At 53.8% G+C, this 14,186-nt stretch carries 10 protein-coding genes; 2 read left to right on the plus strand and 8 right to left on the minus strand.

The genetic code is table 11. From position 1 onward, the window contains the following. Window positions 1-59: 59 nt before the first annotated feature. Both GGC63_RS04800 and GGC63_RS04805 read right to left on the minus strand, forming a co-directional pair. A complete protein-coding gene (locus tag GGC63_RS04800; protein WP_192701275.1) occupies window positions 60-737 on the minus strand; it encodes a PspA/IM30 family protein in 678 nt (225 codons plus the stop codon). Window positions 738-869: 132 nt separating this feature from the next. Further along, complete coding sequence (locus GGC63_RS04805) at window positions 870-3,233, minus strand: endonuclease MutS2 (RefSeq protein WP_318780980.1); 2,364 nt, start codon at window positions 3,231-3,233, stop codon at window positions 870-872. Window positions 3,234-3,465: 232 nt separating this feature from the next. On the opposite strand from GGC63_RS04805, the gene GGC63_RS04810 reads away from it, so the two are divergent. Further along, on the plus strand, window positions 3,466-3,825 hold the full coding sequence (locus GGC63_RS04810) for a phage holin family protein (protein WP_192701276.1): 360 nt from the start codon (window positions 3,466-3,468) through the stop codon (window positions 3,823-3,825). Between the two features lie 198 nt (window positions 3,826-4,023). After that, on the plus strand, window positions 4,024-4,422 hold the full coding sequence (locus tag GGC63_RS04815; RefSeq protein WP_079908135.1) for a cupredoxin domain-containing protein: 399 nt from the start codon (window positions 4,024-4,026) through the stop codon (window positions 4,420-4,422). Window positions 4,423-4,513: 91 nt separating this feature from the next. Here GGC63_RS04815 and GGC63_RS04820 read toward each other — a convergent pair whose 3' ends face one another. The 6 genes from GGC63_RS04820 to GGC63_RS04845 all read right to left on the minus strand — a co-directional run bounded on the left by GGC63_RS04820 (window position 4,514) and on the right by GGC63_RS04845 (window position 13,918). Further along, window positions 4,514-5,101, minus strand: a complete 588-nt coding sequence (locus GGC63_RS04820; protein WP_318780981.1) for a uracil-DNA glycosylase — start codon at window positions 5,099-5,101, stop codon at window positions 4,514-4,516. A gap of 27 nt (window positions 5,102-5,128) precedes the next feature. Next, complete coding sequence (locus GGC63_RS04825; protein WP_192701277.1) at window positions 5,129-6,208, minus strand: Ger(x)C family spore germination C-terminal domain-containing protein; 1,080 nt, start codon at window positions 6,206-6,208, stop codon at window positions 5,129-5,131. Between the two features lie 18 nt (window positions 6,209-6,226). Then, window positions 6,227-7,324 carry a hypothetical protein gene (locus tag GGC63_RS04830; protein ID WP_192701278.1) on the minus strand — a complete coding sequence of 366 codons (1,098 nt, stop codon included), beginning with the start codon at window positions 7,322-7,324 and terminating at the stop codon, window positions 6,227-6,229. Between the two features lie 64 nt (window positions 7,325-7,388). Next, on the minus strand, window positions 7,389-8,696 hold the full coding sequence (locus GGC63_RS04835; protein WP_192701279.1) for a spore germination protein: 1,308 nt from the start codon (window positions 8,694-8,696) through the stop codon (window positions 7,389-7,391). A gap of 224 nt (window positions 8,697-8,920) precedes the next feature. Beyond that, window positions 8,921-9,466, minus strand: a complete 546-nt coding sequence (locus GGC63_RS04840) for a CvpA family protein (protein ID WP_192701280.1) — start codon at window positions 9,464-9,466, stop codon at window positions 8,921-8,923. Window positions 9,467-9,475: 9 nt separating this feature from the next. Continuing rightward, window positions 9,476-13,918: a hypothetical protein gene (locus GGC63_RS04845; RefSeq protein ID WP_192701281.1), complete on the minus strand. Its 4,443-nt coding sequence runs from the start codon at window positions 13,916-13,918 to the stop codon at window positions 9,476-9,478. Between the last annotated feature and the right edge of the window lie 268 nt (window positions 13,919-14,186).

The following is a 14,186-nucleotide window of genomic DNA, read 5'->3' on the forward strand; positions in this document are numbered from 1 at the left end:
AAGAGACTGTGGCCGAAGCCGCAGTCTCTTGCTTGGTCGATACTATTGTTCGGGGTGGATTAGGATTCTTTCTTTGCTGCCAGCTTGGCTCTCAAAGCGGCAAGCTCATCGTCAACGCCGTCGCTCTTGCCTAATTGATCCAATTCATCATCCAGGCTGCGGTTTTTGGAACGAAGCTCGTTGCTTGCTTCCGCCTCCGCTTCCATTTGCAATACTTTTTCCGACATACGATCAAAGCCTTTAGCCGCATTATCCGTTCCAAAGCCGGACATCGCCTGGTTGATTTGCTTTTGCGCTTTTGCCGCTTCCGCACGAGCTACGAGCAAATCCTTTTTGTTTTTCATTTTGGTAAACTCGTCTTTCATCTCTTGCAGCTGATCGCGCAGACGATCCGCATTGCCTTTGGCGATATCGTATTGCTTTTTCATTTCTTCATAACGGGTTTGATGCTCTTTCTTATCCTGCAGCGCACGGCGGGCCAAATCTTCATTGCCTTGCTCCAGAGCTTTCAGAGCCTGCTCTTCACGCTTTTGCACCATTTCGAACGCTTCTTCGTATTGCTGCTTGAATTTCTTCTCAACCGCAATTTGCTTCGCTACAGCCACTTCGGCTTCGTTAATGTCCTCTTCCATATCGCGCAGGAATTGGTTCAGCATTTTCACCGGATCTTCCGCTTTATCCAACAAATCGTTAATCGAAGCCATTGTTAAGTCACGCAATCTCTTGAAGATTCCCATACCTAAATTCCTCCCATGAATGTTCTATTGTATTGGAAAAGCTTTAGTTCTTATCTTACAGTAACATCGATGTTTACACTATACATACGAGGCAACCCTGCTCGGAGTTTCATCGCGCTGCAAAAAAATTTGTCACTTCAGCTCGGCTACGGTGACCCCAGTACCGCCTTCATTATAATTGCCGATACGATAGCTCTTGACGTGCTTATGCTTGCGCAAAAACTCCTGAATGCCCGTCCGTAAAATTCCGGTGCCTTTACCATGAATAATATAGACCTGGCCGAAATTGGCCAAATACGATTCATCCAGAAAACGGTCGACCTCAATCAGCGATTCCTCCAGATTAAGCCCTCGCAAGTCCAGCTCCATTCTGGCGTTCTCATCCCGTGTCCGCTTCAGGCTTGCTGCGGCTTGCTGCGGTTTCTTCTCCGCGGCGGATGCAGCCTTAACAAGCTCCAGATCGGCCAGCTGAACCTTCATCTTCATGATGCCGAGCTGTACCATCGCTTCGGTATCGCTGACCACTTCAACGATATGGCCCTTCTGACGCAGGTTGGTTACAAGCACCTCGTCTCCGGCTTCCAGCTTATCCTGCTTCTTCTTGGAAGGCTGCGCCGCCTTTTTCTGCCGAAGCTCCGGCACGGCCTGATCCAATCTTCGCTTGGCGTCGCTTAACTGGTGATCCTTCACCAGATGGGCTTCCCGCTGCATGCGCCGCAGATCGGCGATGATCTCGTCCGCCTCGCGCCGGGCTTTGGCGACAGCCTCCTGGGCTTCGCGCTCCGCTTTCTCGAACATCCGGTCACGCTGCTCTTCAAAGCGCTGCTGCTGGGCTTCCAGCTTCGCGCGCAGGCTCTCCACCTCGCGGCGGAGCTGTTCGGCCGTTTGACGCTCCGCTTCGGCTGTCAAACGGTTTTCTTCCAGCGTGGCAATCATCGATTCCACGCGCTGATCCTCTTCGCCGACCTGTCCGCGGGCATGCTCGATAATCGACTTGGCAAGGCCCAGCCGCTCGGCGATGGCGAATGCGTTGCTTCGGCCCGGAACGCCGACCAGCAGGCGATACGTCGGACTGAGTGTCTGAATATCGAATTCCATGCTGGCGTTAATGATCCCCTGGCGGTCGAAGGCATAAGCCTTCAGCTCGCTGTAGTGGGTCGTGGCGACGATGCGGCACCCCATTTTATGAATATATTCCAGGAGCGATATGGCCAGAGCCGAGCCTTCCGCCGGATCGGTACCCGCACCCAGCTCGTCAAGAAGCACCAGGCTTTTGGGCGTCATATCGCGAAGAATCCGAATGATGTTGGTCATATGGCTTGAGAACGTACTCAAACTTTGTTCGATGGACTGTTCATCTCCGATATCCGCATAGATTGCGTCGAAGACACATAGCTGGCTGCCTTCCTCCGAAGGAACGAACAACCCCGACATCGCCATTAAGGACAGCAGGCCGATCGTCTTGAGCGATACCGTTTTACCGCCGGTATTGGGGCCCGTTACAATAATGGTTGTATACCGGTTCCCAAGCTCGATATCGAGCGGCACGACTTTATCCGCAGGAATGAGAGGATGCCGTCCGCGCTTGATCTTTATAAATCCGCGGTCATTTAATATCGGCAGCGTTGCTTTCATCTCGTGGGACAGCCCTGCTTTGGCGAAGGTAAAATCCAGCTCGGCCAGCGCATCGAGATTGCCTAACAGGAGGTCGGCAGACTCGGCTACCAGCTCGGTCAGCATACGCAATATTTTCTCAATCTCCGTCTCTTCCTTGAGCTTCAGCTCCCGGACGCGGTTATTCAATTGAACGACGGCTTCAGGCTCGATGAACAACGTAGCGCCGGAAGCAGATTGGTCGTGTATCATCCCGCCAAAATGGCCACGGTACTCCTGCTTCACAGGAATAACATAACGGTCGTTACGGATGGTAACGAGGTTATCCTGCAGCATCTTTTGGATGGAAGGGGTGCGTACCATTTGCTCCAGACGATCCCTTGCACGCGTTTCGCTGGTTCGCAGCTCCTGACGGATACGAGCCAGCTCCGGACTGGCCGAATCCACCACCTGCGCATTCTCGTCGATACACTGCTTGATTCTGTCCTCCGTCGGCTTCAGATCCTCTATTTGCTCCGTAAGCATGACCAAAGAGGGAATTGGATAATCCTCATGCACCTCATTCAAAAACCGCTTGAGCCTTCGGCCGCCATAGATTGTATTGGCAGTATCATACAGTTCCGAAGGGCTCAGCACACCGCCAATCCTCGCACGATGAACCGCCGTCTTGATATCACGAATGCCACCGAATGGAGCGCTTCCTTTGAGCCGGTTCACGTTAACCGCTTCGTCCGTAGACTTTAAACGCCGCTTGACTTCTTCAAAATCTCCGCTCGGAAGCAGCTGCTCCACACGTTCCTTTCCCAGACTGGTTTCCGCGTGATTGGCGCATTTATCTAATATGGAGGCGTAATCCAATGTCTTTAAAATTTTGCTGTTCAATTCCATCCTACCTTTCTTTTCCGTTACCCATCTATTCATTATATTATATCCGATGCCTTGGGGATAAGCTAATTTTCTGCTATAGCCGTTCTCTCCGCCGGTTCTAAAATATGGTTTACATAAACCCAATGGCGCAGGCCATAATACTATGTGCAGCGAGAAAAATCGTCAAAGGTACGCCGTTCACCGCCGTCAGATCCAAAATGCTACTAGAGAGGGAGGTTTAAAGCCGATGCATTTGCTTGGACATATCGTCAGGTTTATCGTATCTGCTTTGGTCTTGATGTTCGTCAGCTTCATCGTTCCCGCATTTAAGGTCGGCGGGTTCTGGAGCGCTTTTTTCCTGGCTTTGGTCATTGCGATTGCGGCATGGGTCATTGAAGGCATCTTCGGCAAAAAGATCACACCGTTCGGTCGAGGGATCGTAGGGTTCATCACCAGCGCCGTAATCATTTGGCTGGCCCAATTTGTTGTAAGTGGAGTTACAACGAGCTTTATCGGCGCCATTCTTGCTGCATTGGTCATCGGCATTATCGACTTGTTCATTCCGGTCAAAACACCGTTTGAGCAAGGAACCCGGGATCGAAAGTAAGCTTCTCCCCACGAAGCAAGCGAGGTCTTCGAGCGTTTGCCGTCAAAGGGGACAAAAATCAGTCTGCGGATTTCCGCAAGGCTGATTTTCTTTGATTGTTGCAAATTTGCCTTCCATTATTCACCGGTTTGTCACTGCAAATGATACGCCGCTCGTGTATCATAATCAGTGAGCAACCATAAAATGGAGGGGTATCGGATGAAAAAACTTATTATGTTGGCAGTAGCCGTCTGTCTTGTATTGGCATTGTCCGCTTGCGGTAAAAAAGAGGAGGCCAGTGCGCCGGCGCCTACTTCAAATGCAGCATCGGGTTCCGCATCCGCCGGAGCTTCCAACGAACTGAAGCTTGTCGCTTCGAACTTCAAGTTCGATCAGGCGGAATATAAAGTGAAAAAAGGACAAGACATTACCGTCACTTTGGAAAATAAAGAAGGCATGCACGGTGTAGAAATTAAGGGCTTGAACGTCAAGCTGGACGGCAGCACCAAAACAAAAACCTTCAAAGCAGACAAAGAAGGCACTTATGATATCATTTGCTCGGTACCATGCGGCCAAGGCCATATCAATATGAAATCGAAGCTGATCGTTGAATCTTAAGGGTTCATAACCGGAGGCACGCCCGATAGGGGTGCCTCTTTATTTTGTCCATAGCCAGGTACACAGGCTTTTTCTAGGCTAGGCCGATCATTTATTTTTCTTCTTTGATTGTAGAAACGACCAACTTAATGTCCTCAACGAAATATTTCATCAGCACCGGTCTTCGCCTCACGGCCAGGGGATGGTAGGAGAAAGTAACCGGAATACCCTGATAGCTATGCCATGCTCCTCTGAAGCTTTTCACGTCAGCCTCTTCATCCGGAAATAAAGATTGGACGACTGTATTCCCCAAACCAAGGATTACGGCTGGCTTTTTGGCTTCAAGCTGCTCTTGTAAATAAGAAGAACAAGCCGCCCTCGCGAGCGGTTTATTATAGGCCCGTTTGGGACGGCATTTTAAAAGAAAAGTGACGTAAATCATCTCAAGCGCCAGCCCCGCATCTCCCATTCCGCGCTGCAGCGTCTCCCGTGTGCCGCAAACGAAAGGATTCCCTTCCCGGTCCTCCCTCAACCCCGGGTTATCCAGTAAAATAAAAACAGGAGCATCAGGGTTCCCTTCTCCCCAGATGACTCGCTGACGATGACTGCATAGCTCGCAATTCAAGCAATGAACCGCATGCGCCGGAGGGGCTTCTTCCTCTAACATCACTGGCGTAAAGTCTGTCATTCTTTTTCGCAAATTCCTTTCTCATGTTGATCTCTATCCTTAACGTACAACTCCCGGTCCCGAGATCTTCACCCGCGTGTTCACCTTAAACTCGACTTGCGGATATACCGATTCCCAATGCTTGTAATCCTGTTCATCACCGAAGTAAGTGGCCAGGTAGTGAAGCCCGAATCCATAGGGATCCGTTCCGGAATCCCGTATTTTATAGAGCAGCCTCTCGACTTGACGGGAGAACCGTTCGCCCAGCTTGCGCTCGATCCCTTGCCAGTCCTTCTCCAGAACAAAAGGAGGGCTTTCCTCCAGAATACCAGTGATCATGACGTTCAGAGTAACTTTGGGAATATCATCTTTGCTGACATTCATTTTGGATCGAATCTGATTGACGGTCAGGACAATCCTTTTTTTTCCGTAAGGCATCTTGAGCTCGGACTTTGGAAATTGTCTGGCCGTCATATTAAACACCATGGTTTCTTCCGGATCCAGTATGAAATGAGGCCGTCTTTTGCCCATAATCAGGACACGATCGATCTCGTAGGTGCTCTCTTTGCCTCGAATAATAGGAAGTACCGGATCAAGGCCTTTTTCAAAATGGCGCCGGGTCAGATCAAAGAAATACGTCGTCACGGTATAGGGAGATTCCGAGCCCTCATTGCCGAAGGTCAAGGTCAGCGCATTGCCGGGGTACCGTTCCGATTTCGGCGTAACTTTCAGCACGGACAAGGCATCCGGATCGCCCACACCTACGTAGCTGACCGCTTGAATGTCCCGCCTTCGGGCGAACCAGCTCATGCTGCTGGGATCGTTATGATCGAACAACGATTTCCCCATCACAAATATACGGCAGTGTCCGAAATCAAGCTCCTTGTCCACAAACGACTTCAAATGACGAACGCCTTCGGCAATCGATGGGGCGTCGATGGTTTGGATTTGGGTCTTGGACGACCCGCTTTCTACCTTTGCCGATGTGATGGCCAATCGGATCGAGACCCGAAAGGGCTTCTCCGGGTTTCCGCTCCAATCGATTCCCATGGCCACCACATAGAAGCGTTTGTCGATATCCTTCATCCCGCAGCCTGCGAGAAGCAGGCAAAGCAAGAAGACCATGAATGCCCTGATCATGCTGTATGCCTCCTTTGTTCACGAAGATTTGGGACGGCTTCCTGAGGCATCGCGCCCGGTTGAATTTTTTCTCGCCAAGAATACGATAAAAATCATGACGAACATGGCAAACACCTCGACACAAAACCGGGCCATGAGCCACCACCCCGTCGCCCATTGATTCCTCTGCTCGTTGGCCCACAAGGAATAAACGAACGACAGCCCTCCAAATACAGTGCATAATATCCAATTAGATAGAGGAACAGGCATTTCTTCTGCTTTGGGTTTATGGCGAGGAGAACAGCCCTTGAAAAATTCCATGGCGCAATGAAAGGTGTTCATGACAAACATCAAGGATAGAATCGTAAAGACAACCAAGAAGATAAACAGCACCCGTTGGATGAAGCCGTATTTCATGATCATGGAATCAGCTGTCACGCTCCATACGAAGATATACTGCTCTGCTGCCATTGTTCCATGAAATCCGATAGGGATAAAGAACGAGGAAAACGCAAAGCCGGTTCCCAAAACGGGGATGATCCAGCGATACTTGAATTTAAACGGCTGTATGTTTAAACGATTGAAGAGTTGGATATTCAAATATCCGCTGAACAAAAATGACGCCGCGGCGATCGATTCAAAGGTTGGCGCCCGATCCACATAACCGGCCACTACTCTCATCGCATCCCAGCTGAGCTGATCGTCGGTAACCGACTTATACAGGATGAATAGGCATATTGGAGCTACTAGCAGCAGCAGCATCTCAAGGGAAAACTGTACGGACCTGGAGGATCTGGAGCCGGCAAAAATACAGGCGACAACAATAATAAACAAAAATGAAAATTCATTCATCTCCGGATTAAAAAACATCCCCATCGTCCGGGTAAAGTTGTATATGACAAGAACGCCTCCCGTCATCCAGGCCAAGCCCGCGAGGACGATCAAGGGAATAGCGATAGCGGGTGGAAGATATTGATGAAGAATTTCCGGCAGTCCCATACCCGGAAACCGCTGAAAACAGCTAGTCGTCACGATGGAGACCACTGTCCCGCAAACAATGGCGATCAGGATGCTCATTACCGCACCGTTAAACCGTTCTTTAATCAACATGTGCGGCACAAACAGCATGACGTTCATGAACCCAACATAGATGAAATGATAGTAAAAGTAACGGATCAGAATAGATCCCCCCGATTATGGTTCAACGATTTTTATTCGGCGTAAATATCGAAAGATACGGCTGCCCAAAACTGCGCAAATGGCACAAGTAGACAATAACGAGAAACATCGTCACAATCACACCAACCATGCCGTAAAAGATGGACGCAACGACGAAGACGTACTTCAAAGCCCGGATGGAGTAACTGAACGAGCTGCTTGGTATAACAAAATTGGAAATAGCAACAACGGATGTCACTATGATCATGATGCTGCTAACCAGTCCTGCCTGCTGGGCGGCTTGCCCCAAAATAAGACCTCCAACAGTTGCGGCCGTAGAGCCGACAAATCGGGGAAGACGGATACTGGCCTCAATGAGCGCCTCAATCATAAAAAGCATAATGAAGACCTCAATGAAAGCCGGATACGGTACCGCCGCCCGGCTGCCGTCAATGGAGAAAGCCAGCTGCACCCGGAAAAATTCCGGATTATACTCCGATACGGCGATGTAGAGAGCAGGCAGCGTCATGGAGAGCAGCATACCGACATAACGGAACAAAATGATGACTCTCCCCATCCAGAACGGCTCGTAATCATCGTCCATCGCATGCATAAAGTCGAAGAAACGAACCGGAAGCGTAACGGCGAATCGGCTGCCGTCTACCAGAATGGCAATCTTCCCCCTCGAAAGAAACTGCGCTACACGGTCGGGCCGTTCCGTCTGCATCGTGACGGGGAACATGCTGAACCGGGAGTTGCCCAGATACATCGCGAGTTGACCGGCCGCCTGTAACAGCTTCATCTGGATATCCTCCAGCCTTTGGGACAGCTCCTTCAACGGTTTGTGGTCTACCTTGTCCCGATCGTACAAAATCATGATTCTGGTTTTGGAATCATCTCCCTTCTCCATCTTCTCCACCGATAACGTCGGCAAATTATACCGCAAGCGCACCAGATTTGTATTCATGTCCAGATCCTCGGTGAACGCGGACTGGGGACCCTGCAGGGACGCCTCCACCTCCGTGTTCTCGGGCTGGTCCTGCATCTTCCGGACCGACTCCAGTGAATGAACATGTCCCTCGTATTCAAACAGCGTACAGCCCTTCAGCAATAGCGCCGTCCATTCGGCGGGGTCGTCCACTTGCTTGAAGCACGGGTTGCTCCGCAGCATCCTTCTGAATTCGTCGGGACGGTATCGATAGGAGAAAGGAACCATGAGCATATCCTTCACATGATTGATATCGGTCATGCTGGGGAACAGGCACATTTCCATTCTTGCCTCTCCATTATCTAACGTCTGTGCCAGCAAATCGGCGGGAGAACCAAGCAGCTTTTTGATTTGCTCCAGCATAGCAATCCACTCCTTATCTGGCATAGATTACCCTGGAAGAAGGAAAACTATGCCGCGGCAGCATCCGGTTCCTACCTGTTTGTACAGCATATACAACGACAAAAATAGCTCGCTGCAGGGGGGCGTAGCTGTTGAATAAGCCTCGAAAATATCAAAAAAAGCCGCTGATCCCGCACGAGGCGGAAACCAGCGACTTTATTTTTGAAGCAGCTATGGCAGTGCGATTAGACTGTTTTTTTGTTCCATAGCTCATGCAGCTTATCGGTAACCGAAGGTAAAGCATTGTAAATATAAGGCGCGGACTTCGAACCATCCAATAAATGCCGCACCGTTTCATTAGGAATAACGGACATGACCTGCACCGCGATGACAATGATCAATGCCGCTTCAGCAAGGCCCAACAGAGCGCCGCTCCATTGATTGATCGTCTTGAGCCCTGGCGTGAGCGCGATCCAGTTCAGGATGCGCCCTGCGAGGCTTAATGCGAATTTCACTCCGAAAAGCAGCACAGCAAACGCTATAGCATTGTAAATATATGTATCGAGATGGAGCCCCTTCATCATCTGCTCATACTGCCGGAACGTTTCATTATCCGGCAGGGCAAGCACCCCCGCAACCAATGGCGCCATATACGGATACAAAGCAAACGCCACCAGATAAGCAATAAAGAGGCCGGCCACGGATACGATTTGGCTAACCAATCCCCGGTAATAGCCTAACACCGTACCCGTTAACGCGATCACTGCCGCCGCCCAATCCAATCCGTTCATCGGGAGTCGTCACTCATTTTCGACAACCAGTTCAATCCATTCGTTATATTCAATTTGCAGCTTCTCATATTCGGACTTCAACTCCTGCAATTCGGTATATACCTGTTGAGCCCGTTCGCGATGATCGTTATATTCCTCCTGCAAAGCCTTGTTGCGAGCGGCTTGCTCGTTAAACTGCTCCTGAAGCTCATTATACAGCTCGATTTGAAGCTGCAGCTCTTCCTGTTGGGTGGAGAATTGAATCCGCGATTGCTCAATCTGAGCGGACAGCTCGCTTTGGAGCTGCTGCCCCTCGCGATATTGACGCTCGAGCTCCTCGATTCGCGCGGCCTGCTGCCCCTGCTCCTGCAGCAGGCTTTGATTACGTTCCTGCTGCTGCCGGTACAGCTGCTCCAGCTCCGCCAAACGCTCATTTCCATGAAGCAGCTGAGTTTCAAGAGCAGCGGCGGCTTCCCGCTGGCCATACAGCTGTTCCTGTAAGGCGGCTCGCTCCGATTCCAGCTGCTGATTGGCAGCTCGGCTTTCCGTCTCCTGCTGCTTCATGCGGGCCTGCAGCTCAGCTAGCTGGCCCTCCAGCTCCTGATACAGCTCTTCTTGCAGCTGCAGCTCCTCCCGCTGCTCTCCGCCGAGCTTGCGAAGCTCATCCGTCTGCGCGGTCAGCTCTTCGCAGCGACGCTGCCACTGGCTTGCGCTCTCTTGCAGCTGCAGCTGGTACGCTTGCTGCTCGCGGAATTGCGCCATCAATGCGCGGAGCTCCTCCTGCATCGTGGCCAGCTGCTGCTGCTGATCCGCAAGCTGAGCTTCCCGCTGGCCAAGCTGCTCGCGCAAAGAGGCAAGCTGCTGCTCGCTTTCGCGAAGCGCCTCGGCGCTGCTCTCCGCCTGCTCCTGCAAGCGGCGCTCCGCTGCGCTATGCAAGGACTGCAGTTCCTCGTACATCTCCTCCTGGAGCTGCGTCTCTTCGAGCTGAAGGTCCAGCTTGCGCTGGAGCTCGGCAGCCAGCTCACGCTGTGCCTCAAGCTCGGATTGCAGAGCTTCGCTATGCTGCTGGTGATTCTCCAGGCGCTCCAGGGCCGCTCTGCTCTCTTCCGCTTGCTCGTTCAGCTGCAGCTGAAGCTGCTGCTTCTGCTCCATTGCTTCCACCAGCTGCTCCTGAAGCTGGTTAGCCAATGCCTGAATTTGCCACTGCTCGGTACGCGCCTGCTTCTGCTGCTCCTGATTCCGTTCCAGCAGCTGTTCGTATTCCTTCTGCTGAAGCTGAATTTGCTCGTTCAGCTGCTCGTTCAACAGGCCTAGCTCCTCATAGCGCCGGAGCTGCTCCTCGCTTTGCCTTTGCAGCTCCAATGCGTCGTCTTGTTGACGCTGCAGCTGCTCTTGCAGGTCGCGAAGCTTCTGCTCGTGATCCAGCTTCAGCCGCTCCAGCTCCGCAGTCAGACGGGCAGCCTGCTGCACGAGCTCCTCACGCAGCCTTGCTGCTTCCAGCTGCGAACGCTCCGCTTGGGCAGCCAGCTCTGTTTGCAGCTGCTCTGCTTCGCTGCGCATCCGATCCAGCTCCGCTTGCAAGCGGCCGGTCTGCGTCTCGTGCTCCTCACGCAGCTTGGCCGCCTCGGACTGCAAACGCTCCGCTTGAGCGGCAAGCTCCGTCTGCAGCTTCGACGCTTCGCTCCTCGCTTGCTCCAGCTGCTCGCTCAGCTCTGCTTCCTGCATCCGGCTCAGCTCCTCCAGCTCTGCCGCTGATTCGCGTTCCTTCGCCAGCTCCTGCTCCAGGCTGCTGCCACGCTCTTGCTCGCTTCTCAGCCGCGCCTCCAACTCCGCTTGCAAGCCCCGCTCCTGCTCCAGCTTACGCTCTTGCTCAAGCCTTAGCTGCTCCAGCTCCGCAGTCAGACGGCTTACCTGCTCTGCGAGCTCCTCACGCAGCCTTGCCGATTCCGACTGCGAACGCTCCGCTTGGGCAGCCAGCTCCGTTTGCAGCTTCGACGCTTCGCTCTTCGCTTGCTCCAGATGCTCCATGAGCTCCGCTTCCTGCATCCGGCTCAGCTCTTCCAGCTCCGCCGCCGATTCGCGTTCCTTCGCCAGCTCCTGCTCCAGGCTACCGCCGCGCTCCTGCTCGCTTCTCAGCCGCGCCTCCAGCTCCGCTTGCACGCTCCGCTCCTGCTCCATCTTGCTCTCTTGCTCGAGCCTTAGCTGCTCCAGCTTCTGCTCATGCTCCAGCCTTAGCTGCGACAGCTCCTCCTGCATTCGGCTGGCCTGCGCTTCAAGCTCCCCATGCAGCCTTGCCGATTCCGACTGCGAGCGCTCCGCTTGCGCCGCCAGTTCCGCTTGCAGCCGCTCTGCTTCCCTGCGGGCTAGCTCCAGCTGCTCTGTCAGCTCCGCTTCCTGCATCCGGCTCAGCTCTTCCAGCTCCGCCGCCGATTCGCGCTCCTTCGCCAGCTCCTGCTCCAGGCTGAGGCCGCGCTCCTGCTCACTTCTCAGCCGTGCCTCCAGCTCCGTATGTACGCTTCGCTGCTGCTCCAGCTTCTGTTCGTGCTCCAGCCTTAGCTGCGACAGCTCCTCCTGCATCCGGTTGGCCTGCACCTCAAGCTTCTCGCGCAGCTCTGCCGATTCCGACTCCCAGAGCGCCAATTGTGCTGCCAGTTCCGTTTGCAGCTGCTCCGCTTCCCTGCGCGCCTGCTCCAGCTGCTCTGCCAGCTCGGCCTCCTGCATCCGGCTCAGCTCTTCCAGCTCCGCCGCCGATTCACGCTCCTTCACCAGCTCCTGCTCGAGCTCACTGCCCCGCTCCTGCTCCGCCTTCAGACGGGCTTCCAGGTCCATCTGCGCGCTGCGCTGCTGCTCCGCTTCCTGCTCCCGCTCGCGCTTCAGCTGCTCCAGACGCTGCTGCAGCTTCGCCAGCTCCACCTGTGCTTGCTCCGATTGCGCCGCAAGCTCCGTCTGCAGCTGCGATGCTTCGCTCTTCGCCTGCTCCAGCTGCTCTGTCAGCTCCGCTTCCTGCATCCGGCTCAGCTCTTCCAGCTCCGACGCCGATTCACGCTCCTTCGCCAGCTCCTGCTCGAGCTCACTGCCGCGCTCCTGCTCCGCCTTCAGACGGGCTTCCAGCTCCGTCTGCGCGTTGCGCTGCTGCTCCGCTTCCTGCTCCCGCTCGCGCTTCAGCTGTTCCAGCCGCTGCTGCAGCTTCGCTATCTCCACCTGCGCCTGTTCCGATTGCGCCGACAGCTCCGTCTGCAGCCGCGAAGCTTCGCTCTTCGCCTGCTCCAGCTGCTCCGTCAGCTCGGCCTCCTGCATCCGGCTCAGCTCTTCCAGCTCCGACGCCGATTCACGCTCCTTCGCCAGCTCCTGCTCCAGGCCGCTGCCTCGCTCCTGCTCCGCCTTCAGAAGGGCTTCCAGCTCCGACTGCACGCTGCGCTGCTGCTCCGCTTCCTGCTCCCGCTCGCGCTTTAGCTGCTCCAGACGCTGCTGCAGCTTCGCCAGCTCCACCTGCGCTTGCTCCGATTGCGCCGCAAGCTCCGTCTGCAGTTGGGACGCTTCGCTCTTCGCCTGCTCCAGCTGCTCCGTCAGCTCGGCCTCCTGCATCCGGCTCAGCTCTTCTAGCTCCGCCGCCGATTCACGCTCCTTCGCCAGCTCCTGCTCAAGGTCGCTGCTGCGTTCCTTGGCGAGCTTTAGCTGCTCCTCCAGCTCTGACAGCCCGGCGCGCTGCTGCTCCAGCTCCTGCTCCCGTTCACGCTTGAGCCGCTCCAGAACGGTGCTGCGTTCCTGCTCATTCTTCAGCTGTTCCTCCAGCTTGGCCTGCAGGCCCCGCAGCTCCTCCAGCTGCTGTTCGCGTTCCTGATCCAGCTGCTCCAGCTCCGACCGAAGTCTTGCCGCTTCGGATTCCAGCTGCTCGATTTGCGCGGTCAGCTCCGACTCCTGCAAAGCGCTCAGCTCTTCCAAATCCGCTACGGCCTTACGCTGCTCCTCCAGCTGCTTTTCCAGGCTCCGGCTCCGCTCCGACTCGCTTTTGACCTTAGCCTCCAACCGTTCACGCTCTTGCCCCGACAGGTTTAATGCATTCTGCAGCCTGGAGGCCTCCGCCTCGAATCGGGTCCGTTCTTCCTCAAGCTTATTGCGCTCGGACTCCAGCTCTTGCAGCCGCTCGCGTTCTACCTCCAATTCCTGAAGCACCACCGCATGACGCTCTTTAAGGTGGCCCAGCTCCTCCTTGGATTTCTCCAGCTGCTTTTGCTTCTCCAGCAGCTCTTCCAGCTCATCCTGCATTTTATAGTAATCATCTGATATATTTACTGCCGCCAACACGGCTATTTTAGGCGTATCGAGACGCGGCGAACCCTCGGCGATTTTATGCATTTGATCGTTCACCTGCGCCACAACCCGTTTCATGTTCGTCGCGCTTGTTTTGGCAACCAGCTTATAAGGGGTGCCGAATATATCTACCGTCATTCGGATTTTCTCTTCATTGCTCACAAGTAAACTCTCCTTTCTTACCTTCACAGAGGAGGTTTATAAAGTCTCCGCGCGGAATGTGCCGGATGTCCGATCTAGTTGAAATAAGAACCCGGCATACGCCTTCAAAGGCCGCGATTCATTCCATGGAACGGCAGACATTTGTAAACACTTGGAAATCTAAATCAAGTTCCTCGTTTCCCAATATATTTCGATAAGCGGAACGTGTTTTCCTGCTGTAGCAGGCATACTTTATGACAAATTGCGAGCCTTTTGACGGGGATAAACC

The sequence above is a fragment of the Paenibacillus sp. OAS669 genome (genome assembly GCF_014873645.1).
Lineage (GTDB): Bacteria > Bacillota > Bacilli > Paenibacillales > NBRC-103111 > Paenibacillus_S > Paenibacillus_S vulneris.

Bases quoted from the DNA above. Each gene is read 5' to 3' on its own strand.
- GGC63_RS04800 (WP_192701275.1), bottom strand. From the start codon at position 737: ATGGGAATCTTCAAGAGATTGCGTGACTTAACAATGGCTTCGATTAAC.
- GGC63_RS04815 (WP_079908135.1), top strand. From the start codon at position 4,024: ATGAAAAAACTTATTATGTTGGCAGTAGCCGTCTGTCTTGTATTGGCA.
- GGC63_RS04840 (WP_192701280.1), bottom strand. From the start codon at position 9,466: ATGAACGGATTGGATTGGGCGGCGGCAGTGATCGCGTTAACGGGTACG.
- GGC63_RS04835 (WP_192701279.1), bottom strand. From the start codon at position 8,696: ATGCTGGAGCAAATCAAAAAGCTGCTTGGTTCTCCCGCCGATTTGCTG.
- GGC63_RS04830 (WP_192701278.1), bottom strand. From the start codon at position 7,324: ATGAACGTCATGCTGTTTGTGCCGCACATGTTGATTAAAGAACGGTTT.
- GGC63_RS04825 (WP_192701277.1), bottom strand. From the start codon at position 6,208: ATGATCAGGGCATTCATGGTCTTCTTGCTTTGCCTGCTTCTCGCAGGC.
- GGC63_RS04810 (WP_192701276.1), top strand. From the start codon at position 3,466: ATGCATTTGCTTGGACATATCGTCAGGTTTATCGTATCTGCTTTGGTC.